Annotated in this window: 24 protein-coding genes; 9 read left to right on the top strand and 15 right to left on the bottom strand. The window is 70.7% G+C overall.

The genetic code is table 11. The features are described from left to right. Together VFF46_RS39650 and VFF46_RS39645 are read left to right on the top strand one after the other, a co-directional pair. A partial coding sequence (locus tag VFF46_RS39650) for an ABC transporter permease (protein WP_325042433.1) occupies positions 1-1,443 on the top strand: 1,443 nt, incomplete at its 5' end. Positions 1,444-1,483: 40 nt separating this feature from the next. Beyond that, entirely contained in the window at positions 1,484-2,206 is a 723-nt protein-coding gene (locus VFF46_RS39645; protein ID WP_325042432.1) for a response regulator transcription factor, read from the top strand. Here VFF46_RS39645 and VFF46_RS39640 read toward each other — a convergent pair. From VFF46_RS39640 to VFF46_RS39630, 3 genes are read right to left on the bottom strand one after another with little or no spacing between them, the layout of a single operon-like run. Further along, a complete protein-coding gene (locus VFF46_RS39640) occupies positions 2,148-2,834 on the bottom strand; it encodes a phosphatase PAP2 family protein (RefSeq protein WP_325042431.1) in 687 nt (228 codons plus the stop codon). The two genes, VFF46_RS39645 and VFF46_RS39640, sit on opposite strands and share 59 nt — an antisense overlap. A 4-nt stretch (positions 2,835-2,838) precedes the next feature. Further along, positions 2,839-3,516 (bottom strand): response regulator transcription factor, encoded by a 678-nt coding sequence (locus VFF46_RS39635; protein ID WP_325042430.1) that lies wholly within the window; start codon positions 3,514-3,516, stop codon positions 2,839-2,841. Between the two features lie 39 nt (positions 3,517-3,555). Continuing rightward, on the bottom strand, positions 3,556-4,938 hold the full coding sequence (locus tag VFF46_RS39630) for a HAMP domain-containing sensor histidine kinase (RefSeq protein WP_325042429.1): 1,383 nt from the start codon (positions 4,936-4,938) through the stop codon (positions 3,556-3,558). A gap of 115 nt (positions 4,939-5,053) precedes the next feature. Between VFF46_RS39630 and VFF46_RS39625 the strand changes: the two genes are divergently transcribed. The 6 genes from VFF46_RS39625 (at position 5,054) to VFF46_RS39600 (ending at position 10,271) form a co-directional block, all read left to right on the top strand. Beyond that, positions 5,054-6,430, top strand: coding sequence for an FAD-binding oxidoreductase (locus VFF46_RS39625; protein WP_325042428.1), 1,377 nt, complete (start codon positions 5,054-5,056; stop codon positions 6,428-6,430). Beyond that, on the top strand, positions 6,427-7,125 hold the full coding sequence (locus VFF46_RS39620; protein ID WP_325042427.1) for an SDR family NAD(P)-dependent oxidoreductase: 699 nt from the start codon (positions 6,427-6,429) through the stop codon (positions 7,123-7,125). Before VFF46_RS39625 ends, VFF46_RS39620 begins: the two co-directional genes overlap by 4 nt. Next, positions 7,122-8,258 (top strand): phosphodiester glycosidase family protein, encoded by a 1,137-nt coding sequence (locus VFF46_RS39615; protein ID WP_325042426.1) that lies wholly within the window; start codon positions 7,122-7,124, stop codon positions 8,256-8,258. Before VFF46_RS39620 ends, VFF46_RS39615 begins: the two co-directional genes overlap by 4 nt. Continuing rightward, on the top strand, positions 8,255-9,160 hold the full coding sequence (locus tag VFF46_RS39610; RefSeq protein ID WP_325042425.1) for a decaprenyl-phosphate phosphoribosyltransferase: 906 nt from the start codon (positions 8,255-8,257) through the stop codon (positions 9,158-9,160). The genes VFF46_RS39615 and VFF46_RS39610 overlap by 4 nt, the downstream gene beginning before the upstream one ends. A gap of 26 nt (positions 9,161-9,186) precedes the next feature. Continuing rightward, the gene (locus VFF46_RS39605; protein WP_325042424.1) at positions 9,187-9,486 is read left to right on the top strand and encodes a PadR family transcriptional regulator; all 300 of its coding nucleotides are present in this window, start codon (positions 9,187-9,189) and stop codon (positions 9,484-9,486) included. 122 nt (positions 9,487-9,608) lie between these two features. Beyond that, positions 9,609-10,271 (top strand): hypothetical protein, encoded by a 663-nt coding sequence (locus VFF46_RS39600; protein WP_325042423.1) that lies wholly within the window; start codon positions 9,609-9,611, stop codon positions 10,269-10,271. 9 nt (positions 10,272-10,280) lie between these two features. Here VFF46_RS39600 and VFF46_RS39595 read toward each other — a convergent pair whose 3' ends face one another. Beyond that, positions 10,281-11,480, bottom strand: coding sequence for a hypothetical protein (locus tag VFF46_RS39595; RefSeq protein WP_325042422.1), 1,200 nt, complete (start codon positions 11,478-11,480; stop codon positions 10,281-10,283). An 86-nt stretch (positions 11,481-11,566) separates the two neighbouring features. On the opposite strand from VFF46_RS39595, the gene VFF46_RS39590 reads away from it, so the two are divergent. Further along, positions 11,567-13,585 (top strand): hypothetical protein, encoded by a 2,019-nt coding sequence (locus tag VFF46_RS39590; protein ID WP_325042421.1) that lies wholly within the window; start codon positions 11,567-11,569, stop codon positions 13,583-13,585. Here VFF46_RS39590 and VFF46_RS39585 read toward each other — a convergent pair. The 11 genes from VFF46_RS39585 to VFF46_RS39535 form a co-directional block, all read right to left on the bottom strand. After that, entirely contained in the window at positions 13,539-14,198 is a 660-nt protein-coding gene (locus VFF46_RS39585) for a response regulator transcription factor (protein WP_325042420.1), read from the bottom strand. The two genes, VFF46_RS39590 and VFF46_RS39585, sit on opposite strands and share 47 nt — an antisense overlap. After that, on the bottom strand, positions 14,195-15,472 hold the full coding sequence (locus tag VFF46_RS39580; RefSeq protein ID WP_325042419.1) for a sensor histidine kinase: 1,278 nt from the start codon (positions 15,470-15,472) through the stop codon (positions 14,195-14,197). Before VFF46_RS39580 ends, VFF46_RS39585 begins: the two co-directional genes overlap by 4 nt. Positions 15,473-15,524: 52 nt before the next feature. After that, positions 15,525-16,361, bottom strand: coding sequence for a hypothetical protein (locus VFF46_RS39575; RefSeq protein WP_325042418.1), 837 nt, complete (start codon positions 16,359-16,361; stop codon positions 15,525-15,527). After that, positions 16,358-17,287, bottom strand: coding sequence for an ABC transporter ATP-binding protein (locus tag VFF46_RS39570; protein WP_325042417.1), 930 nt, complete (start codon positions 17,285-17,287; stop codon positions 16,358-16,360). The genes VFF46_RS39575 and VFF46_RS39570 overlap by 4 nt, the downstream gene beginning before the upstream one ends. An 85-nt stretch (positions 17,288-17,372) precedes the next feature. Next, the gene (locus VFF46_RS39565) at positions 17,373-18,626 is read right to left on the bottom strand and encodes a hypothetical protein (protein WP_325042416.1); all 1,254 of its coding nucleotides are present in this window, start codon (positions 18,624-18,626) and stop codon (positions 17,373-17,375) included. Positions 18,627-18,665: 39 nt separating this feature from the next. Then, a complete protein-coding gene (locus tag VFF46_RS39560; RefSeq protein ID WP_325042415.1) occupies positions 18,666-19,907 on the bottom strand; it encodes a HAMP domain-containing sensor histidine kinase in 1,242 nt (413 codons plus the stop codon). Next, positions 19,898-20,551: a response regulator transcription factor gene (locus VFF46_RS39555; protein WP_325042414.1), complete on the bottom strand. Its 654-nt coding sequence runs from the start codon at positions 20,549-20,551 to the stop codon at positions 19,898-19,900. Before VFF46_RS39555 ends, VFF46_RS39560 begins: the two co-directional genes overlap by 10 nt. 194 nt (positions 20,552-20,745) lie before the next feature. Next, positions 20,746-21,876 carry a PrsW family intramembrane metalloprotease gene (locus VFF46_RS39550; protein ID WP_325042413.1) on the bottom strand — a complete coding sequence of 377 codons (1,131 nt, stop codon included), beginning with the start codon at positions 21,874-21,876 and terminating at the stop codon, positions 20,746-20,748. Beyond that, positions 21,873-22,499 carry a hypothetical protein gene (locus VFF46_RS39545; protein WP_325042412.1) on the bottom strand — a complete coding sequence of 209 codons (627 nt, stop codon included), beginning with the start codon at positions 22,497-22,499 and terminating at the stop codon, positions 21,873-21,875. Before VFF46_RS39545 ends, VFF46_RS39550 begins: the two co-directional genes overlap by 4 nt. Positions 22,500-22,538: 39 nt before the next feature. Further along, positions 22,539-23,315 (bottom strand): glucosamine-6-phosphate deaminase, encoded by a 777-nt coding sequence (locus VFF46_RS39540; protein WP_325042411.1) that lies wholly within the window; start codon positions 23,313-23,315, stop codon positions 22,539-22,541. A 24-nt stretch (positions 23,316-23,339) separates the two neighbouring features. Beyond that, positions 23,340-24,020, bottom strand: a 681-nt coding sequence (locus VFF46_RS39535; protein ID WP_325042410.1) for a DegT/DnrJ/EryC1/StrS family aminotransferase, incomplete at its 5' end; no start/stop codon positions are given.

The raw sequence follows: 24,020 nt of genomic DNA, 5'->3' as shown, positions 1-24,020 counted from the left end.
CGGGTCCGCAACCCGTTGTGGATGCGGCTCGGGCTGGACTTCATCTGCCTGATCGTCTCGCTGTTGGTATTCCGTGCGTCGAGCAGCAACAACTACTCGCTGGTGCTCGCGCCTGAGGGCGTGCCGCAGATCTCGGTGTCGTACTGGGCGTTCTTCGGGCCGGCCCTGTTGTGGATCGGCGGCGCACTGTTGCTCTGGCGCCTTGCGTGGCTGGCGCTTCAGCACGGTCGCGGCGCGTTGACCTCACTGGTACGGCCGTTGACCGGACGGCTCGCGCGGACGACCGCCGCGAGCATGTCCCGGCAGCGCACGCCGCTGGTGCGTTCCGTCGTACTGCTGGCGCTGGCGATCTCGTTCGCGGTGTCGACGGCGACGTTCAACGCCACCTACCGCCAGCAGGCCGAGGCGGACGCCGTACTGACGAACGGCGCGGACGTCACCGTCACCGAATCACCTGGTGTCATCGTCGGTCCGAACGCGGGTGCAGCGCTGACCGGGATCCCTGGAGTGCGCGGGGTGGAGCCGTTGCAGCACCGGCTCGCGTACGTCGGGTCCGACCTGCAGGACTTCTACGGCGTACGGCCGGAGACGATCACCGGGTCGGCAGGTTCGTCAGGGTTGCAGGACGCGTACTTCGCCGGCGGTACGGCGCGGGCGTTGCTGCAGAAGCTGGCGCAGCAGCCGGACTCGATCCTGGTCAGCGACGAGACCGTGAAGGACTTCCAGCTCTCGCCCGGGGACCTGATCCGGCTCCGGCTGCAGGACAGCCGGACGAAGGGGTTCCGGACCGTCGCGTTCCACTACGCCGGGATCGTGAAGGAGTTCCCGACCGCGCCGCGGGACAGCTTCTTCGTCGCGAACGCGGCGTACGTCGCCAAGGCCACCGGCAGCGACGCGATCGGGTCGTTCCTGGTAGACACCGGCGGCAAGAACCAGGCGGCGGTCGCGGCGGCCGTACGGAACAAGCTCGGCGACTCGGCGAAGGTCACCGACCTGACCCAGGTCCGGGCGCAGGTCGGGTCCAGCCTGACGTCGGTCGATCTGGCCGGGCTGACCCGGTTCGAGCTGGCGTTCGCCGTACTGATCGCTGCCGGCGCGGGCGGTCTGGTGCTGGCGCTCGGGCTGGCCGAACGGCGTCGTACGTTCGCGATCGCGACCGTGCTCGGCGCTCGACGGGGGCAGTTGCGCGGGCTGGTGCTGAGCGAGGCACTGGCCGTGACGATCGGCGGGCTGATCGGCGGTGCGCTGGTCGCGTGGGGGCTGTCGGGGATGCTGATCAAGGTGCTGACCGGTGTGTTCGATCCGCCGCCGTCCGCGGCCGCGGTGCCGTGGCCGTACCTGTCGGTGACGCTGGTGGTCGCGGTGGCGGCGATCGCGGTCGGCGCGTTGGCGAGCGCGCAGGGGTCGACCAGGCCCGCGGTCGAGGAGCTGCGGGAGCTGTGACTCAGCTTGTTCTCAGTTGGGCGGTTTTACCTTCGAAGGTGTGAACTCCACAGCCGAACGTACTCCGGTGGTCATCGTCGAGGACGATGACCGGATCGGGCGGTTGCTCGAGCGGGCGTTGACCGGGAACGGGTACGAGACGTTCTGGGCGCGCACCGGGCGGGCCGGTCTGGCCGTCGCGCGCCGGGAGCAGGCCGAGGTCGTCCTCCTGGACCTCGGCCTCCCCGACGCCGACGGGGTGGATCTCGCCCGGCGGCTGCGGGCGGAGCTGCCCGGGATGCTGCTGGTGATGCTGACCGCGCGCGGCGAGGAGATCGACATCGTGTCCGGGCTGGACGCCGGGGCGGACGACTACCTGGTCAAGCCGTTCAGCCTGACGGTGCTGCTGGCCCGGCTGCGGGCGCACTTGCGACGGCGTCCGGCGCCGCGCGTCGAGGGCCCGGTCGCGATCGCGGACCTGACCGTGGACACCGCGGCACGCCGCTGTACGGTCGCCGCCGCCGAGCTGCCTCTGCGCCCGAAGGAGTACGAACTCCTGGAAACCCTGGTCCTGAACGCCGGCGCCGCCCTCTCCCGTGAGGACCTGATGGCCACGGTCTGGGACGAGAACTGGTTCGGCTCCACGAAGACCCTCGATGTGACGATCGCCGCCCTTCGCCGCCGCCTCGAGAGCGCACGCGCCGCCGTACCGTCCCTGCGTCTGCCTACGGTGTCGACCCTTCGCGGCCACGGCTACCGGCTCGATCCACCCGCGACGAACTGAGCAGATGCACCACGGTGGCAAACAGGCACAACCAGGTCAGCGCCACCGTCCACCCGGCCAGTACGTCGGTCGCCCAGTGGTAGCCGAGGTACACCCGGCTGAGCCCCATCGCCACACTCAACACCACAGCCACCGCCGTACCGGCGATCTTCAGCGCTAGGGACACGCTCGTGTACCAGAGCAGCCCAGCGAGCAGCAGGAAGAAGACGGTACCGCTCAACGAGTGCCCTGACGGGAACGAGAAGCCGTTGTTGACCGTGCCGAGCACCATGCTCGCGTCCGGGCGTTGGCGTCCGATCAGTACCTTGAGCACGTAGGTGAGGATCGCCGCGCCGGCCATCCCGGCGGCGAGCACGACGGCCGGCCGCCAGCGGTGGGTGCGGAGCCGGATGACCGCGGCGACCACGACCGTGAGCAGGCTGAGGACAGGCACCTCGCCGACAAAGGTGATCGCGCGGGCGAGGACGCTCAGCAGGTTGGTGCGGTGGGCAACGAAATCCGCGGTCAGCCGAGGGTCGAAGGCGGCCAGGCCGTCGCCTTCGCGGGCCGCGTCCGCCTGGACGGCGAACGCGATGCTGCCGAGGACGGTGAAGAGCAGTCCGACGGCGGTGCGGCGTACCAACGGCACGAAGTCAGCCGCCGTCGGGATCCAGGCGGTAGCCCATGCCGCGGAGGGTCTGGATCGCGTTGCGTTCGAAGGGGGCGTCGAGTTTCAGGCGCAGGTAGCGGATGTAGACCTCGACCACGTTCGGGTCGCCTTCGAAGGCCGGGTCCCAGACGCTGTCCAGGATCTCGGCCTTGCTGACGGTCTCGCCGCGGTGCCGCATCAGGAACTCGAGCAGCCCGTACTCGCGGCGGGTCAGCACGATCTCCTGGCCGGCCCGCTCGACCCGTCGCCGGACCGGGTCCAGGACCAGGTCGCCGGCGGTCATCACGACCGGGCGTTCGGGGGCGCCGCGGCGGATCAGCGCGCGCAGCCGGGCGACCAGCACGATGAAGCTGAACGGCTTGGTCAGGTAGTCGTCGGCGCCCAGGTCGAAGGCGTCGGTCTGGTCGTAGTCGCCGTCCTTCGCGGTCAGCATCAGGACCGGGGACCAGACACCGCGGTCGCGGATCTGCTCGAGCACCTTGTAGCCGTTCAGCTTCGGCAACATGATGTCGAGCACGATGACGTCGTACGCGTTCTCGGTCGCCGCCCACACGGCGTCCACGCCGTTGTGCACGACCTCGACCACGAAACCGTCCTCGGTCAGCCCATGCCGAACCGTCTCGGCCAGGGGGACCTCGTCCTCGACAATCAGCACCCGCATGCTTCCAGTGTCGTGCCAGGTTGCTGAGAGCAACCTGAGTCAGCGTGTCGGCAGCGGCAATTTGACCGTGGCGACGGTCCCCTGGGACGCGGCCGCGGCCAATGTGACGGTTCCGTGATGTGCCTTGGCGATCTCCTGGACGATCGACAGCCCGAGTCCGGACCCGCCGCTGGCCCGGGCGCGGCTGCTGTCGAGCCGGACGAAACGCTCGAACACCCGTTCGCGATCGTCCTCCGGGATCCCGTCGCCGTCGTCCTCGACCGTGACCACCGCTTGCCCGTCCTGCTCGGTCGCGCTCAGCCGCACGGTGCTGTGCGCGGCGGTCGCGGCGTTCTCGACCAGGTTCCGGATCAGCTGACTGAGCCGCAGCGGATCGCCGACCACCCGGACCGGCCGTACGTCGGCCTGCACCTCGAGGCGGTGCCCGGCCCGCAGCCGCCGGACCTCGGCGTCGACGAGATCGTCCAGGTCGACGTCCGCGCGGTGCAGCGGCAGCGCGGCGTCGTCCGCCTTCGCGAGCAGCAGGAGGTTCTCCACCAGCCGCTGCATCCGGACGGCCTCGCCCTTCATCAGCTCGTGCAGCCCCTGCCACGCCTGGCCGCGGGAAGACGGCTCGATCACGTCCAGCCCGGCCGTCATCGTCGCGAGCGGCGACCGGAGCTCGTGACTCGCGTCGGCGACGAACCGCCGCTGGTTGGCCTGCCCGGCCTGCAGCCGGTCGAGCATCTCGTTCATGGTCGCGGCCAGCCGGGCGATCTCGTCGTCGGTCTCCGGCACCGGCACCCGCTCGGTCAGATCGCTGGACTCGATGCCCTGCACCCGGGACCGGATCCGTTCCACCGGCCGGAGCGCCTGCCCGGTGAGCATCCAGCTCGCCGTACCGACCACGATCAGCAGTACCGGGAATCCGAGCAGCAGGTACTGCGTGACGGTGGCGACGGTCGCCCGCTGCGTCTCCACCGACGACGCGACCACCGCGGTGTACGTCGTACCCTCGTACTTGACGCCCCGGGCAACGATCAGGTAGTCGTGATCGTCGTCCAGCAAGGGCATCTCGCCGACCTCGGCCCGCAGCACCGTGCCGGCGGCCGGCCGCAAACCGGTCAGTGGAACGGTCTCCGCGCGCGCCGACGAGGCCGCGACGACCCGCCCGGAAGTGTCCAGCACCTGCACGATCTGGCTCGCCCGGGTGGTCTTCGCGAGATCCGCGCCGAGGTTCTCGACCCCTTCCGCGCTGACCTGGGCGGCGACGTCGGCCACGCGTCCGTCGGCGGCGTCGGACGCCGCGCTGATCAGCGCCCGCTGCAGGAGCAGCAGCAGTACGCCGGCGCCGAGCGCCATCGCCGCCGCGACGACGACGACCGCGGCCGCGGTCGATCTGCTCCGCACACTGGCCCGGCGGAGCCCGGAGATCGACGGCAAACCGGTTGCTCCTTCCCGAGAGAACCCCCGCTCAAGTGTTGCCGCCGGCGCCTGAGCAACGCCTGAGTGCGCCGACTCAGCACGCTCTCAGTGCGCCGTGCCTAGCTTCGAAAGCGTGACACCCGAAGATCACGGCACCGAGGCGCTGTCCGGCTGGGGCCGGACGATGCGCCGCGTGTGTGAGGTGCGGCGACCGGACTTCGACGGCTCGCTGCTCGACGCGGTTCTCGGCGCGCCGCGGCTCACCGTGCGCGGTGCCGGCAAGAGCTACGGCGACGCGGCACTTCCGGTCAACGGGGTTGGTGCCGTGCTCGATCTGACCGCGTTCGACCGGATCGTCTCGTTCGACGAGGGCAACGGGGTCGTGGTCGTCGAGGGTGGCGCGGTACTCAAGGACGTGATCGACCAGACGCTCCCGATCGGCTGGAAGCTCCCGGTGGTACCCGGTACCGAGCGGATCACGATCGGCGGCGCGATCGCCTCGGACGTGCACGGGAAGAACCATCCGGGTGCCGGGTCCTTCGGGCACCACGTGCTGTGGATCGCCTTGCTGCGTTCGGACGGCGCGATCGTCCAATTGTCTGCAATCCAGGACGCGGACGGGTTCTGGGCCACGATCGGCGGCATGGGGCTGACTGGCGTGATCCTGCGGGCCGCGATCCAGCTGCAGCGGGTGGACACCGGCTGGATGATCCGGAATCGGCGGCGGACCCGTTCGCTGGACGAGACCATCGCCGCGATGCGGGCCGGCGGTACCCGGCAGGAGCTCGATCCCGAGCGACACGTGGTCGCCTGGCTGGACGCGCACACCCACGGGGCGAGCCTCGGCCGTGGGATTGTCGACGAGTACTACGCAGCCTCGACGCTCGACCTTCCCGGTGCGGTGGCGCCGTTCCCGGAGACCAGGTCGCCCGGTAGCCGGCGCCGCCGGTCGCTGCCCGGACCGGGCGTCGTGACCGGCGCGACGATCGCCGCCGCGTCGGCCGCGCGCTGGCACCTGAGCAGGTCCGCGAACTCGCAGCTCGTCACGATGCGCTCGGCGTTGTGCCCGCTGGACCGCGCCGACGGCTGGCCTGCCGCGTTCGGGCGGAGCGGGCTGGTGCAGTACCAGTTCGCCGTACCGCCGAACGAGGTCGGCACGATCCACGAGGTCCTCGCGTACCTCGGGACGCACGGGCTGACGCCTGCGCTCGCGACGTTGAAGAACCTCGGGCTCGGTACCGCGGGCCCGCTGTCGTTCCCGATCCCCGGCTGGACGCTCGCCGTCGACCTCCCGGCGCGTCTGCTGCGGCCCGGCATCATGCACCCGATCGACAAGCTGGTCGCGGGCGCCGGCGGGCGGGTGTACCTGGCCAAGGACGCGGTCACCGACCCGGAGCTGTTTCCCTTGATGTACCCACGGTGGCCGGCCTGGCGGCGTACGCGGCACCGGCTGGATCCTGCCGGACGCTGGACGTCCGGGCTGGCCGAGCGTCTCGGGCTGCTGTCATGACGACGGGATCGGTCCTTCTCGTCGGTGGCTCCTCCGAGATCGGGATGGCCGTACTCATGCAGCTGCTCGGCCCGGCGCCGCGACACGTGATCCTCGCCGGCCGCCCGAGCGGCGAGCTCTGGCGGAACGCCGAGAAGCTCCGCGAGGCCGGGTACCCGGTGTCCACGACGGAGTACGACGCCGCCCTCGACACCGGTGAGCTCGAGGGGTTGCTCGACCACTCGACGGCGGAACACCCGCTGGAGCTGGCGATCGTCGCGGTCGGGACGATGTCGGCCAAGTCGTTCGCGGAGGGCCTGCAGGTGAACGGTACGGCGATCGCGCTGCTGCTGCAGGCCCTGGTACGGCGCAAGCCCGAGCAGATCGTGCTGCTGTCGTCGGCCGCCGCGGTCCGGCCGCGGGCATCGATCGCGGCGTACTCGCTCGGCAAACAACTGGCGGACTCGACCGCGCTGCTGCTGGGGCGTCAGTCGGACGTCCGGGTGCTCGTCGTACGGCCCGGGTTCGTGACCACGCGGATGACGGCCGGGTTGCCGAAGGCGCCGTTGTCGACGACACCCGAGCGCGTCGCCCGACGGGTCGCGGCGGCGGTCGAGCTGCGCAAGACGGTCGTGTGGGTGCCGGGCGCGATGGGTCTCGCCGTCCGGGTGCTGAATCTGCTGCCCCGCAAGCTACTTCCGGCGGAGTGGCGATGAAGGTCACCCGGAAGCGTCGTCGCCGGATCCGGAAACGGTGGATCGCGCTGGCGATCTGCCTGTTGATGGTCGTCCCCACGGTCTCGTACGTCCGTGCGTTGCTGTACCCGGGCAGCGCGAGCTTCAGCGTCCGGACCGTCGAATGGTTCCGCGACCACGGCGGTGGCGGAATCGTCGACGCCATCGAGACCTGGAAGTACACCCACCAGCAGCCGCCGGCGACCGGCGCGCCGATCGATGTCACCACCCCCACCAGCACGGCGCCGACGATCGGCCGGCCGGGAGCGCGGGCGGCGTCCACCGGGCTGCCCGTCGTGCAGCTGCTTCCGGGTGTCAAACGGCTGGAAGGAGAGGGCACCTGGTCGGTCGCGCGGCAGTCCAGGACCGGCGTACCGCTGATCTGGACGAGCTGGGTCCGCGCCGACCCCGGCCACCTGCCGGTGACGGCCGCGGCGGCGCTGATGCCGCGCAACACCTATCACCTGCACCTGATGCCCGGCACGCGCGAACCGCTCGTGGGTATGCGCTCCAAGAACGGGTACTCCGTTCCGCAGGCCGACCGGTCGGCCCTGGTGGCGACGTTCAACGCCGGGTTCAAGATGAACGACTCGCACGGTGGCTGGTGGACCACCGAGTCCGCGGCCATACCGCTGGTCGACGGCCGCGCGTCCGTGGTGATCTCCCGGGACGGCTCGGCGCGGATCGGTACCTGGAACCGGACGGTCCGGATGACCAAGGACGTGGTCGCGGTCCGGCAGAACCTCGACCCGCTGATTGTCGACGGCCGGATTGCCGACAATCTGACGGTCAACGCGAACGGCCGTTGGGGGACGCTGCGCAGCCAGTTGCAGTACACCTGGCGGTCCGGGCTCGGAACCGATGCCCACGGCAACCTGATCTACGTGGCCGGCAACAAGCTCACGCTCGCCACGCTGGCCTCGGCGATGCACCAGGCCGGCATCGTGCAGGGCCTGGAGCTCGACATCCACCCGGCGATCGTCAGCTTCAACATCGACCGCCCGGGCGCGAACGGCGCGGTCACCGGCCAGCGCCTGCTGCAGTCGATGGTTCCCCCGGCCAACCGCTACCTGGTCGACGACCAGCGTGACTTCTTCTATGTGACGGCGAAATGACCAGCGTTCAGACACCAGTTCCGGTCGTCCAGCAGGACGGTACTGCGCGGTCGCTGCTGCGGCTGAGCCGGCCGCAGCAGTGGCACAAGGCCGTGATGCTCTTCGCCGCCCCGGCCGCCGCCGGCGCTTTGGAGTCGCCGGGCGTCGTACTGCGGGCCGCGATCGCCGGCGTCGGGTTCATCCTGCTGGCGGTCGCGATCTATGCGTTCAACGACATCCGCGACGCGCCTGACGATCGTCGGCATCCGCGTAAGTGCCTGCGGCCGATCGCCTCCGGTGCGCTGAGCCCGCTGGTGGCAGCGGTGTTCGGGGTCACGGCCGCTCTGCTGGGCCTCGCGGTGGTGAGCGGGCTCGGCTGGCAGACGTTCGCGCTGGCGGCGGCATACCTGGTCGCGCAGGTGCTGTACGTCGCCGGGCTGAAGCACGTCGCGGTGATCGATCTGATCATCGTCGCGCTCGGTTTCGTACTGCGCGCCGCGGCGGGTGGTACGGCGACGGGCTTGCCGGTGTCGCACTGGTTCCTGCTGGTCTCGTTGTTCGGCGCGATGTTCCTCGTCACGGGGAAGCGGAAGGCGGAGTACCACGCGGCCGGGAACGCGGTCAGCCGCCCGGTGCTGGCGGCGTACTCGAGTTCCTGGCTGGACCAGGTGATGACGGTCGCGCTGCTCGGGACCGCGCTCTCGTACGGGATGTGGGCGTTCCAGTACCTCGGCCACGACGTGTACCGCGAGCTGCTGGCGGTCTCGTTCCTGCCGTTCTTCACCGGGCTGCTGCGCTACGCGCTGCTGGTGTCCACCGGGCGCGGCGAAGAACCCGAACACGAGATCTTCCGCGACCGCGTCCTGCTGCTCGCGGGCCTGAGCTGGGCGGCGCTGCTCGGAGTCGGGCTGTACTGCGCCTGATACGCGTCGCGTAGTACCGTGAGGGGATGCAGGCGAACGATTCCCAGACGCTGGTGCTCTCCGTGCTGGCGGACGGCCCGAAGCACGGCTACGCGATCAACAACGCCATCGAAGAGCTCACCGGCCAACGGCTCGGCGCCGGCAGCCTGTACGGCGCCCTGACCCGCCTGGAGGCCAAAGGCCTGATCGAGACCCTCGAGGAACAGGGCCGCCAACGCCCGGTCCAACTCACCCCCGAAGGCCGCGAGGTCCTCGAGAAGGAGCTGCGAGCGATGGCGCGAGTGGCGACCGCCGGCCTCCGCAGCCTCGGGGTGCCTCTCACATGAGCGACGGGCGGCGCGGGTGGTGGGCTCCGGGGCGGGTGGTGGTTCGGTTGTACCCGCGGGCGTTTCGGGAGCGGTGGGGAGCGGAGTTGGTGGGGGAGGTCGATCGGGCGGGGTGGCGAGGGGTGCCGCAGCTCGTTTGGGCGATCGTGGGGATGTGGTTGCATCCGGCGATCTGGCCGGCGGACACGATGGTCGAGCGCCGGCGGCGGGTGGCCGCACTCGCGGTGGTCGTCACCGCGGCCGGCTGGCTGACGGCGCATGCGGTGCTGGAGTTGACCGGTGCGGTTTCGCGGACGCTGGCGCATTCGTGGATCCTCACGATCTTCGACAGCCTGACGTTCCTCGGGTTCCTGCTGGCGCTGCCGATTCCGCGGCTGGGCTCACTGTGGCGGTTGGCGCTGCTGGCGGTCCGGCGGATCGCCGTACCGGTCGCGATCGGAGCGGGTGTGGTGGTGGCGGTGCACCGGGAGCTCGCCGTACCGGCGGTGGTCAAGCTCGCGGTGATCGCCGCCTGGTGGTTGGCGCTGGTGCTGATCGCCGGCCAGGTGGTGCGGACCGTCGCGGACGTCGATCTGACCGCCGTCGCGGTGCCGAGTACGGTCCGGCTCCGCTGCGGCCTGTGGATGACGGCCGCCGGGCTGGGCGGGAGCGGCTTGACGATCCTGACCCCCGCCGTGGTCGGCACCGGCGACCTGTCCGGCGCACTCAGCGGCCTCACGATCCTCGCCCTCGCGGCCGCCCTGAACGGCACCGTCCGCGACCTCACGGATCTCCGCACCACCTGACCCGCCGGTTCAGCGTGGTGGGGTGAGGGTGGTATTCGGGTACTTCGTGCGCAGGGTGTCGATGGTGGTCGGCGGTGTGTTTCGGACGGCGTGGTCGAGGAACGTCGTGACGTAGTCGTTCTCGATCGTCAACGCATGACGGCCGTTGATGGACCCCAGGCCGATCAGGCCGCGGAGCGGCGGGCCGAGGAAGTACAGGCCGTAGTCGGTGAAGTTCAGGTGGTGGGTGCCGGCCACGACAACCTGCCAGTGCGGGCCTGTGCTTGCCTTCAGCAACTTCGTGGCGGTGTCGCGTTCGCCGCCCTGGTCGGTGGCCTTGGGTCCGCAGGTGCCGGTGGTGCAGGAGTCCTCGGCGCCGACGATCATGAACGGCTTCGCGAGTCCGGCGTCGACGACCTTGCCGAACTGAGTGCCGTCGATGTCCACCGCGCCCGCGCAGTGCGTGTCCACCCGGCAGGCCTCGAGCGACGACGCCCCGCCGAACGAGTGCCCGAGGTACGCGACCTTCGGCTCGATCTTCCCGGCGAACTGCCCGGTCTGCCCGAGCGCGAGCACCTGCCCGGCGACGAAGCGCGCGTCGGTCGCCCACTCGGTCGCCAGCCGGTCACCGGTCACCTGGCTCTCGCCGGTGTGCCCGCCCGCGTCCGGCGGGTTGCCCTGTGTGTTGCTCGTCACGGTCTGCCCGCCGAGGACGGTCAGGTTCGCGCTGTACGTCGGCGTCAGGCCCGCGACGACGTACCCGTGACTCGCGATGCTCTCGGCCAGCGCGCTGTACTGCGGTGCCGCGAAGCCCATGCCCGGCTCCAGCACGACCACCGGGAACGGCCCGCCGGCCACCGCGGCGCCGTCGATGGACCGGACCCGGATCTTCCCGAGGTCGGTCTCGAACCAGCCCACCGGTGCCCCGAACGCGAGCTTCGACCAGAGCCCCGGCGCGTACGCCGGATGCGGACCCTGCGCGTCTCGCGGCGCCGGGTACCACAGCCAGACCGACAGCCGGCGCGGTCCGTGGTGCGGGTCGAGCGGATCGGTACGCCCGGAATCGACCCACTCGAAGCTGGTCCGGCCGACCTGGTACGTCCCGGTCAGCTCCGGCAGCGCCACCTGGCGCGAGCCGAACGCCGCCATTGCCATCACGTACCAGGCCAGCAGTACCAGCACGCTGCCGATCCCGATCAGTACCCGTCGCAACCATCGATGTCTCCGCATAGCCGCCATAGTACACACTGCGTACTACGCGGGGCGTACTAACGGCCTCAGTTTCCGCTCAGCCGGTCCTCTTGTATCGTCCCGGTATGACGCGGCTTGTGCGTGGCGTGGGTGCCATGCTGCTCGGACTCCTTGCCCTGAGCACGACGGTTCCCGCAACAGCCGGAGCCGATCCCGCGCAGGTCGCCGCTGAGCCGGCGCAGGTCGCGGCTGCGTCGGCGCCCGTCGTGCTGCTCGGCGTCGACGGGCTGAGCTGGCCGGATGTGTCGCCGAGTGCGACCCCGAACCTGTGGGGTCTGCTCGATCAGTCCGCGGTGGCGGCGGTCTCGGTGCGGACCGTGGCGGTGGTGGGATGTCCGGCGGATGCATGGCTGACGCTGAACACCGGCGTACGGACAGGGGCGCCGCGGGACGGCAGTGGTGGCTGTGTGGCGCCGAGTAGCTTGTTGTCGGGAAAGCAGGTCTCCCGGTGGTCCGACATCGCGTCGCTCGGCGCCAAGTCGTCGTACAACCCCGACTTCGGCCTGCTGGCGACGGGAGCCGCTCGCCGGGGCTGCGTGAGCGCGGTCGGGCCCGGAGCCGGTCTGGCGCTCGCGGATGCCCGTGGTCAGGTGGCGCGCTACACCCCACAACTGCAGGACGCCGACCTGAGCGCTTGCCCGCTGACCGTGGTCGACGTCGCACCGGGTGGACTGGACGCGGCGATCGCGAAGGTCCGCGCCGCGGCACCGTCGGCCGAGCTGGTGGTCGTTGGCCTCCCCAACGGCTCGACGCCGCACCTGCAGGCGTTGCTGGTCCATGGCGGTGCGACGGGCTGGCTCGATGCGAACTCGACCCGGCACCCGGGCCTGGTGCAGCTCACGGACCTGACTCCGACGGTGCTCTCGGCGTTGGGTGTCGCCGCCCCGGACCGCGCTGTCGGTTCGGTACTGCGGACCGTCGCCGGAGCGCCACGCGATCCGCAGAAGCTCGTGCAACAGGCTGGGCAGTTCGACCGGGCGGCGCAGACGATCGACCGCAACGTCACCGCGTTCTACTGGCTGGTCGGCGCCGGAGCGCTGGTCGCCGGCGGGCTGCTGATCGCCTTCCGGCGACCACGGTGGCTGATCCTGGTCACCGCCTCGTTGCCGGTGGCATCGTTCCTGGCGAATCTCCTGCAGTGGTGGCGGTTCTCCCAGGCCTCGCTCGTGCTGTGGATCGGTGTCATCGGCTGGGCAGTGGTCGTCGGTACGGCGGCTCGGTTCGGACCGTGGCGCCGGCAGCAGCTGGGGTCGGCAGGGTTCGTGGCCGCGGTGACGGCGGCGGTTCTGGCTGCCGACGTGGTGACCGGGTCCCGCTTGCAGCTGTCGAGTCTGTGGGGCCTGTCGCCGCTCGACGCGGGACGGTTCTACGGGGTCGGAAACGTCGCCTTCGGGGCCTTGGCGATGGGCGCGCTGATCGGTGCTGCCTGGATCGCGAGCGTACTGATCGAGCGTGGACAACGGCGCTGGGCCGTGCTGAGCGTCGCCGCTGTCGGCGCGGTGGCCGTGGCGGTGGACGGGTGGCCGGCGTTCGGCGCCGACTTCGGGGGAGTGCTCGCACTGGTGCCGGGCTTCGCGGTGCTGGTGATAGCGGTCGCCGGGATCCGGCTGCGAGCCCGGTGGGTACTGGCCGTCATAGTGGGCGCGATCGTCGCCGTCGTGGGCATCGCGCTGCTCGACTGGTCCCGGCCGCCGGGCAGCCGGTCACATCTGGGCAACTTCGTGCAGCAGGTCATCGACGGCGGAGCCGGCAGCACCTTACGCCGCAAGCTCGACGCCAACGTGCAGTCGTTCACCGATCGGCCGCTGCTGGCCGTACTGGTCGTGGTCATCGTACTGCTCACGGCGGTGCTGGTGATCCGGCCGGAACGGCTGCGGGCGGCCGAGGTGTTCGCCGCGGAGCCGCGCCTACGCGCCTGTATCGCGGCCTGCCTGGTGACCGCGGTGGTCGGGGTGGCGGCCAACGACTCCGGCGTGATCGTGATCGGGATCTGTTGCGCGGTGGCGGTCCCGCTGCTCGTCCACGGCTGGCGGTCGGTTACGCCGGATTCGGTGACGCCAGACCCACGTCGTACGCAAAGATGACCGCCTGGACCCGGTCGCGGGCGCCGATCTTGGCGAGCACCCGGCCGACGTGGGTCTTCACCGTCGACTCGGACAGGTGCAGGCGGGCGGCGATCTCCGGGTTGGTCCAGCCGCGGCCGATCGCGATCAGGATCTCGCGTTCGCGGTCGGTCAGGGCCTGGAGCTTCGCGCCGTCCGGGGCGGCAGTGGGCAGCTGGTACGCGTAGGTGTCGAGCAGCCGCCGGGTCAGCGCCGGCGCGATGATCGCGTCCCCGGCGGCGACCGCGCGGATCCCGCCGAGCAGTTCGTCCGGGCGGGCGTCCTTCAGCAGGAACCCGCTCGCCCCGGCCCGGAGCGCGGCGTGCGCGTACTCGTCCAGGTCGAACGTGGTGAGCACCAGGATCCGCGAGCGATTGCCGCTGGCAACGATCCGGCGGGTGGCCTCGATGCCGTCCATGCCGGGCATCCGGATGTCCATCAGCACCACGTCGGGATGCAGCTCGGCGGTCCGCCGGACCGCCTCCGAGCCGCTCTCGGCCTCGCCGGCGACCTGCGTCTCCGGGACGGACTCGAGCAGGATCCGGAGCCCGAGGCGTTGCAGCGGCTGGTCGTCGACGATCAGGACCGTGGTCATGGTGTCCTTTGCGGGGAGAGGTCGAGTTCGGTCTGTACGCGCCAGCCGCCGGCCGGAGTTCGGCCGGTCCGTACGACGCCGCCGTACAGCGCCGCCCGCTCCCGCATCCCGATCAGCCCGTGCCCGGGAACGGATTCGGCGGGCAGCGGTGCGTCGACGGGTCCGGTGTCCTCGACGCGGATCCTGAGTTGCTGCTGGACGACTTCGAGCGAGACCTGCGCCTCGGTGTCCGGGCCGGCGTGCTTGAGTGTGTTGGTGAGCGCCTCCTGGACGATCCGGTACGCCGCCAGCTGGAGACCGCGATCGGCCGGGAACTCGCCCGCGGTCCGGTAGCTGACCCGCGGACCGGCGGCCCGGAACCGTTCGCACAGCGCGTCCACGTCGGCGATCCCCGGCTGCGGGCTGAGCTCCGGTACGCCGGTCTCGTCACGCAGCGCGCCGAGCGTCCGCCGGAGGTCGTTGAGCGCCTCGCGACCGGTCTCGCCGATCAGCGTCAGCGCCTCGGCGGTGCGCTCCGGATGCACCCGGACCGCGTACGCACCGCCGTCCGCGAGCCGGATGATCACCGACAGGTTGTGGCCGAGGATGTCGTGCATCTCGCGGGCCACCCGGGCGCGCTCACCGGCCACCGCGAGCAGCATGCGCTGATCGCGCTCGATCTCCAGCCGGGCGGCGCGGTCCCGCAGGCCGGCCAGCTGGGATCGCCGGATCCGGACCACCAGGCCGAGCGCGATCGCCGCGGTCATCGCGCTGACCAGGAAGAACGCGATCTCGGCCACCGACGCGAGCGGCGCGATCCGGACCACCGCGAACGTGAAGGCCGCGATCGTGATCGCGCACGCCCAGAGCAGCCGGCGCAGTGAGCTGTGCAACGTGAGGCTGTACAGGGCGATCAGTACGGCGACGTCCGCCCGGAGGAACACCAGCAGCGACCACTGCACGATGAACGCGGCAGCGGTCAGGACGAACGCGGTCATCGGCGCGCGCCGCCGTACGAACAACGGCAGCACCAGGCCCGCCTGGAGCGCGATCATGCCCCAGCGGGGGAGCTGCGTGAACGGGCCGGCCAGCTCGTGCGGATCGACGCCACGGAGCAGGTCCGGGACGCAGAACAGGAGTACGGCGCCGACCACCACGAGCGTGTCGAGGACCCACGGCCGGGCCCGATCCGCACGGCGGAGCCGCCGGGCGACCTGGCTGAGGCTGACCACCCAAGGGTGCCGCCACAGCGGATCAGGGTCGACCGGCGGTCCGTGTCCACCGACCACCGTCACCACTCCATTGTGACCGTCCATCTCCAGCGCGACAGTGGTTCTCAGCTGCCGCTCAGGCGTCGCTGCGGGACAACCGCCACGCCGCGCCGGCCAGCGCCAGGACGGTCCAGGCGGCGAACACCAGGAAGCCCGGACCTGCCGACAGCGTGTGCGGCCCATGGTGCAACTCGTACATCGACTGCCCGGCGATGCTCGGCAGGTAGGGCTGGATCGCGTTGTGCCAGGACGTCGGCAGCAGCGAGACCAGGCCGGGCACCAGCATCAGCGCCGCGACCAGTACCGAGATGGCGCCCGCGACGGACCGCAGCAGCGCGCCGAGCGCGACTCCGATGATCCCGATCAGTGCGAGGTAGACGGTCGCCCCGATCAGACTCCGCAGTACCCCGCTGCTGGAGATCGTCATTGCCGCGGGTGTGTTGTGCAGGATCCCGCTGTCCACGAAGAAGGTCACGAAGGACCCCACCAGCGCGAGGACCAGCGCCACCACGCCGTACACCGCGGCCTTCGACCACAGCACCGGCAACCTGCGCGGGACCGCGGCGAGCGTGGAACGGATCGCCCCGGTCGAGTACTCACCGGCGGTCACCAGCACCCCGAGCACACCGAGCGCCAGCTGCGACAGCGGTACGCCGAACAACGACAGGCTCACCGTCGTCGCGTCCGCGAAGTCCGGGTCCATCTGCCGGCCGGAGGTGATGCCGGAGTGGTAGCGCAGCGCCGCAATGGTGCCGAAGGCAATCAAGAACAGCAACGCGAGGCCGAGCGTGATCCAGGTGGAGCGCAAGGACCACAACTTGGTCGACTCCGACTGCAGAACGTGCGCACCGGTGACGCGGTACGTCGGTTTCGTGGCGGTTGCGACGGGCTGCTTCTCCGCGACGGCGGTCATGCGGCCTGCTCCTTCAGCTCGGTGGTGCCGTGGTACACGACGTCGTCGCGGGTGAGGTCCATGAAGGCCTGCTCGAGCGACACCTGAACGGTGGTCAGCTCGTACAGCGCGATCCCGTGCTCGGCGGCCGTCGTACCGACGGATCGTGCCGGCAGGCCGATGATCTCGAGCTCCTCGGAGCCGGCCTGGCCGACGATCTGGACGCCCGGCCCGGCCAGCGCGTCCCGCAGCCTCGCCGGGTCCGCGGTGGCCACCCGTACGGCGTCACCGCCGGCCTGGCGGACCAGTTCGTCGACGGTGGTGTCGGCGAGCAGCCGGCCGCGGCCGACGATGATCAGCCGGTCCGCGACCAGCGCCATCTCGCTCATCAGGTGCGAGGAGACGAACACCGTCCGGCCCTCCGCCGCGAGCCGGGTGAGCAGGTTGCGGATCCACAGCACGCCCTCCGGGTCCAGTCCGTTCACCGGCTCGTCCAGCATCACGGTCGCCGGGTCCCCGAGCAGCGCGCTGGCGATGCCGAGCCGCTGGCCCATGCCGAGCGAGAACTGGCCCGCGCGCTTCTTCGCGACCGACTGCAGGCCGGTGAGCTCGATCACCTCGTCCACCCGGCGGCGCGGGATGCCGTGCGTCTGGGCCTGGGTGAGCAGGTGGTTGAAGGCGGACCGGCCGGGATGCACCGACCTCGCCTCGAGCAGGGCGCCGACCTCCTGCAGCGGCGAGGTGTGATCCCGGTAGTGCTTGCCGTTCACCGTCACCGATCCGCTGGTCGGTGCGTCCAGGCCGAGGATCAGCCGCATCGTCGTCGACTTCCCGGCGCCGTTCGGGCCCAGGAACCCGGTGACGGAGCCCGGCCGGACCGTGAACTCCAGCCCGTCGACCGCCGTCGTCTCGCCGTACCGCTTCGTCAGTTGTCTCGCTTCGATCATGGAGCCAAAGGTAGGAAGACCAGGCCACCGGAACCGTAGTACCGGGGCCTGATCTTCCGTCCTTCGGTGGTACCGCGGTACTACCTCAGCCGAACGTCTTCAGCAGCGCCGCGATCGCGGCCTTCTCGGCGGTCGGGTCCTTCTTCTCACGGACCGACGTGAACAGTCCGTCGTTCTGCGCGTCGATGAAGGTCCAGGCCTTGCCGTCGAGCGGCTGGAGCTTGGCCTGGTCGTCGTCCCAGGCCTTCTCGTAGGCGTCGACGTGCGCGTTCAGCGAGGCCTGGTCACCCTTCCCGAGCGCGGTGTCCATGCCCTTGACCAGCGTCCGGAAGTGCCGGACGTCGGCGCCCGGGAAGTGCGCGAGCGCCTGCTTCGAGCTCAGGTGCAGGTTCGCCGCCGCCGGGTTCGGGCCTTCGCCCTCGGCGGCCGCGTTCGCGTGCGGCTGCGCGGACGCCCAGTTCAGCAGGACGCCGGCCGCGATCGCGGCGCCGGCCATCACGCCGACCATCGGCCATTCGCGGCCGCGGCGGTGGTACTTCGGCGTCCGGGCCTGCTGGTGGCCCTCGATCACGTCGGACTTGGTCAGCGTCAGGTACACCACGGTCGCGAGGATCGCGGCCAGGAAGATCAGGCTGGTGACGAGCGTGCCGAGGCCGAGGCCCTGGTCCGGGACCTTCGGGGAGGCCAGCCAGTCGCCGAGGTTCGCGCCCAGCGGGCGGGTCAGGATGTATGCCAGCCAGAACGCCAGCACCGGGTTCGCACCCATCCGCCAGCAGGCCACGATGATCGCGATCAGGGCCAGCGGGAGCAGGACGGACACGCCCGGGCTCCAGCCGGTCAGCTCCAGCGTCCAGTCGCCGGACGCCGTACCGAGCGCGAACGTGACCAGGACCGCGAGCCAGTAGAAGGCTTCCCGGGGCTTGCTGACGATGCTGTGGATCGACAGCGTCCGCTCGCGGGAGTACCAGATCCCGAACACCGCCGCGAGCGCGACCGCGAACACCGAGGTGCTGATCCACAGCGGTACGCCGAGCTGGTCGGTGAGGATGTCGGTGTACAGCGTGCCGGTCACGCTGACCACCACGACGGTCGACCAGTACGCTGCCGGCCGGTACTGCGACGTACGGAACTGCCAGATCAGAACGGCCGCGAACACCACGGTGAAGATGACCGCGGTCGCCATCAGACCGACGCCGAGCTGCATATTGATCCAGTCGGCGAAACTTTCGCCGACCGTCGTACAGAGAATCTTGATCAGCCAGAACCAGATGGTGACTTCAGGCACCTTGTTCAGCAGCACCCGGGGTGCCGCTGTGCGGGTTGCGGTGTTGGTAGTCATACCAGCCACCCTTTCCTGACCAACCTGCACATGACCTGACTAATGCCTGGGGAACCGCACCTCGACGTGCCCGCGGCCGTCGGCGATCGCGCGGACCGTGAGCCCGGTCGCGGTGGCGATCCGGCGGACCACGGCGAGCCCGAGCCCGTGCCCGTTCGTGCGGCTGTGACCGGGCGTGAAGACCCGCTCCAGCTCGTCCTCGCGGAACCCCGGGCCGTCGTCGAGGACGTGGACGAGGACGTGGTCGTCGTGCGATTCCGCTTGCAGCGAAACGGTGTTCCGCGCGTGCCGGGTGGCGTTGTCGAGCAGCGGCGCGAGGACGGCGACCGCGACGTCGGCGGGTACGGCGACCTCGAGGCCGGGCGGCAGGTCGGCGTACCCGATCTGTTCGAGGACCGGCGCCAGCAGGCAACTCGCCTCGCGGGGCATCCGGGAGCGGGCCGCGTCCAGGATCGCGGTGACCGCCGTACTCAGCCGGTCCGTCTCGGTGAGGACCAGTTCCGGGTCGACCTGCGACCCGGACAGCTCCGCGAGTTGCGCCTCGCCGCGCAGTACGGCCATCGGGGTCCGCAGTTCGTGGGCGATCTCGTCAGTCAGCCGGCGCTCGTCGGCGATCGTGTCCGAGACCCGGTCGAGCAGCCGGTCGAACGTCTGCGCGAGCTCGCCGAACTCGTCCCGCGGCGGCCCCATCCGGAACCGCCGGTCCGGGTCGTGGTCGCCCCACTCGTCGGCCAGCGCGGACATCCGGCGGACGACGTGCAGCGAGCGGCTGACCCCGACGTACGCGATCACGCCGGCGAGCACGATCGCGAACGCGCCGAGGATCAGCGACATCACCAGGCTGCGCTGCTCGGAACGCTCGTACGGCGCGAGGTCGACCATCACGACCACGGTCACGTGCTGTCCCTGGATGGGCAGCGGCACGCCGTACAGCAGGTAGCCGGGCGTGGTCACGAACTCGTTCCGCGCGGATCGTCCCAGGCGCTGGACGTCGTCCTCGGTCGCCGGCTGCAGGACGCCGTCGATCAGCCGTCCACCGGCGTATACCCAGGTGACCGTGTCGAACGCGTCGCCGGTGCCCTCGACCAGGTGGATCTTCCCGTCGACGACCTCGACCGTCGCCGCGACCGCCTCGGCCCGGGTCCGCGCGAGCGTCATCGTGTCGGCCTCGGTCGCCCGGCTCAGCAGGACGTGACTCAGTACGACGAGAACCGCGACGACCAGCGTGGCGGTCAGCACCGCGAGCGAGACGATCCGCCCGCGGAAACCGGTCAGTCCCATCGGTACCCGACTCCGCGGACGGTGGCCACCCGTTCCGCGATCCCGAGCCGGTCGAGCTTCACCCGCAGGCGGCGCAGATACGAGTCGAGCGTGTTCTCGCTGACGTACGCCCCGTGCGGCCAGCCCGCCGCGATCAGCGCGTGCCGCCGTACGACCTCACCGGGTACCGAGATCAGCCGCCCGAGCAGCCGGAACTCGGTCGGCGTCAACGACTCGCCGTCGGTGCCCCGCCGTACCTCGTGACTCGCCGGGTCCAGCGCCACCCCGTCGGCCGTGACACTCACCGTCGTCCGCCGCAGCAGCGCCCGGACCCGGACCAGCAGCTCCGGAACGTCGAACGGCTTGGTCAGGTAGTCGTCGGCGCCCGCCTCGAACCCGCTCACCTTGTGATGCAACCCACTCAAGGCGGTCAGCATCAGCACCGGCGCATCGACCCCGTGCGCGCGCAAGGCCAGGCACACGTCCCGCCCGTCCGCATCCGGCAGCCCCAGATCGAGTACGACGGCGTGCGGCGCCGGCTCCAGCTGCGCGAGCAGCTCCCGGCCGTTGGCGGCGGCAACAACCGAGTATCCGTCACCTTCCAGCGCCCGCCGCAGCACGCCACGCAACGCACGATCGTCTTCACACACCGCAACTCTCGCCACCCCGCGCAACCTATCGAGCCGTACCTGTGCGCCAGCTGAGAGTCCTACTGGCAGATCGCGGCGCCGAGGGCCTTCGCCACTCGCCGAGGCCGTACCTGCCGCCGGGAGTGACGTCCAGGCCGGGCGCGGGGACGGTGGTGAGCATCTGCTTCAGCTGTGCGGGGCGGAGCGCCCGGTGCGGGGTAGAGCGTGCTCTACCTCGTGGTCTGGATCCGGGCCAGCTCGGAGCGGGCGTGGTCGACGCCGGGGGAGTCGCCGCCGTTCGCGCGGGCGATCTCCTGGGCCAGGTCGTTCGCGGCCTCGAGACGGTGCCGGGCCCTCGACCGGCTGTGCAGCTGTTGGCGGTACTTCTTCCGGTCCTTGCGCAGTCCGCTGACCGCGTCGAGCAGCGCCGGATCCAGTACGCCGGACTCCACCTCGGGCGCGAGCAGCTCCCGCATCCAGGTACGTTCCTGCGCGGCGGCGTGCCGCAGTACGTAGAAGAGCGCCGTCAGCTCGACGGCCGCGAGCACGAACGGCAGCACCTCGACGAAGCTCGAGCCGCCGCTGAGCCCGCCCATGTCGTCCCACGTGAAGTGGAAGACCATCGCCATCAGCATGGTCAGTACGCCGCGCAGCACCCGGCGGTCACCGCTGCGGCCGAGCACCCACAGCAGCCCCGCGCCGAAGATCGCGCTGAACATCGCGTGCGAGACGATCCCGGCCGCCCCGCGGAGCACGAACACCCGCAGCGAGGACGCGAACTGGTCGACGCCGTACACCTGGGTGGCGCCGTTGTACACGTACAGCAGGTCCTCGAAGACCTGGAACCCGAGCCCGATGAACGCGCCGATGATGAAACCGTCGTACGCGCTGCGCACCAGCCGCGGCGCCAGTCCGATCAGCAGCACCAGGCCGAGCGCCTTCGCGAACTCCTCGTTGACCGGCGCGGTCAGGCCGGCCGCCCAGTTGGTCGCGAACGACGTACCGCCGAGCTTGGTCCAGATCTCCAGCAGCGCGCTGTTGGCCGGCAACGCGATCCAGAACGTCGCCGCCACCCCGCCCCAGACGAACCCGGTGGCGAGCAGCGACGCGGGCTGCGCGGTGTACCGGTTGTGCCGCTGCAGCAGGATCAGCCACGGCACGAGGTAGAGCCCGAACAGGATCACGCCACCGGTCAGGGCCGCCTGGTAGAACTCGGCACCGGTGGAGAAGTACCGCCACATCGTCAACGCGCCGCTGCCGACGCCGAGCAGATAGACCCAGAACGCGACGTTGTGCGGCTGCAGGAACCGGAACGGCTGCCCCCACCCGGACTCCTCGATCGCCTGCTGCTGCGGGGTCATTGCGCCGGCCCTGGCTTGATGCTGCGGAGCAAGGCGTCCACCTGATCCCGGTACCGCTCGAACTGACCCGCAGCGGTCCGTACCTGCACCAGCAGCGCGGGCGCCGCGGCGACCTGTTGCGGCGTACCGACGGCCATCTTGAACGCGGCGTCGACCGTGTCACCGCCCGGTCCGGTGCTGCTCTGCACGACGCCGAGCAGGCCGGTCGTAGTCGTCAGCGATCCACGGGCGCCGCGGACGCTGGCCGAGACGCCCTCGGACCGCCGTACCTGACTGAGAAACGCCTCGGCATCCCCGTCGTACGTCGTCCCGTCGAGCTCGATCGTGGCGCCGCCGGACGCCAGCACTATCTGGAGATTCGTGGCAGCGGCTCCGGCACCGCCGACCAGCGTCCCGTGCTCGAGCTGCCACCCGACCGGCGGCACCGCGGTGGCGCCGTCGCCCAGGTCGAGCACCTGCCCGGCCTTGATCTCGTTGTGCCACGGGATCGCCGAGTTCAGCGCCTGGAACCCGTAGATCAACACCAACGCCACCGCGAGCGCGGTGAACCCGGCCACGAACGTCCGCCGATCCAGCCCCAGCAACCGGTGCTCGACCGGCACCCACCCGTGCGGCGCAGCCATCCCAACCTCCCGAAGCAACAGCTGGGCGTGTCGCCGAGTCTAACCGGGAGTAACCAGCGAGGCCGAGCTTTCATCCAGGAACAGCCGGGCGTGAGCGTGCCGCTGCAGGATCGACGCGGGACACGTGTTGTCGACAGGTCCGTTGAGCGCGCGGGCGACGGCCGCGGCCTTGCGGAGCTCGGGGACGACGACCTGTACGACGCTTGCCGACAACAGCCCGGGGATGGTGACCGAGATGGCCGTCGGCGGTACGGCGTCGACGTCGGGGAAGTGGCCTTCGTTCACCTGCTGCCTGCGGGACTCCGGCGTGAGCTCGATGACCCGCGTCCAGCGTTCGTCGGCGAAGTCCGCGACACCGGGCTCGTTGAACGCCAGGTGGCCGTTCTCGCCGATCCCCATACAGGTCAGGTCCAGCGGCGCGGACCGCAACAACTCTTCGTACCGGCGGCACTCGCGCTCCGGGTCGCCCTGGTCCGGCTGGATGTACTCGACGCGGGCGGGCTGGAATCGCGTCTCGATCTGTTCGCGGATCCAGCGCCGGAAGGAGGCCGGGTGCCGGTCGTCGAGACCGATGTACTCGTCCATGTGGAAGACCGTGACGCGGTCCCACGGGATGTCCACGTCGGCCAGTGCGCGGACGAAGGCCAGCTGCGAGTTGCCGGTCGCCATCACCACCCGGGCCGCGCCGCGGGCCCGGACGGCCGCGTTCACGGTCGCGGCGGTGAAGCCGGCCGCGGCGCGACCGGCGGCGGCCTCGCTCGGGTGCACTTCGACGCTGAGCTCGTCGACGTCGAAGGCCGAATCGGAAATGTTCAAGGGTCCCTCCGGGGAGTGCAAGAATTATGCGAGCGCTTGCAGAGATGCTGCGGTGGCGTTCCGGTGCGCTGAGTGGCGTTCTGAATGGTGTGCTGAGTGGTGTGCCGTGTGGTGTGCGGTGCGGATCGCGCGGGCGAGGTCGGCGGGGTCGGGACCCCAGTGCAGCAGCACCAGCGTGCGGGCTGCCCGGTCCTCGGCGACTGGGCACTGGCCCGGCCCGTACTGCACCGGGACTCGCGGCCGGCGGAAGCAGTTGCCGGTACCAGGAACGCGGTACAGGGGCTGTGTGCCGACGCTTGCGGGTGCTCCCGCCGCGGTCAGTGCGGCGGCGTACTCGCCGTTGCCGGCGCCGACGGTTCGGGGGTCGATCAGCAGCGGGAGTACGGGGAGCGCATGCCGGGCGAGGTCGGTCGGGAAGGTGAGTCCGGGCAGGTCGGACAGCTCGGCGCGCAGGCGTTCGGCGACCAGTCGCCGGAGCGCGACCTGTTCCTCCGCGGCCTCGATCCGGCACCGCAGTACGTCGGCCTCGTCGTCCGTCAGCGTCCGCCGCTGCCCGCCGAGCGTTGGCTGCGGGTATCCGCTGTCACGCAGGCGGCGAACCCGGTCCGCGATCCCGCGATCGTTGGTCACCACGACGCCGAATCCGATGCCCGGGAACGCGAAGAACCCAAGATCCCCGCCGCTCCCGACCGGACGTCCGTCGGG

Source organism: Kribbella sp. (assembly GCF_035655035.1).
Taxonomy (GTDB): domain Bacteria; phylum Actinomycetota; class Actinomycetes; order Propionibacteriales; family Kribbellaceae; genus Kribbella.
Note: the sequence above shows the minus strand (reverse complement) of the source record. Positions and strands in the feature narration are given on the sequence as shown.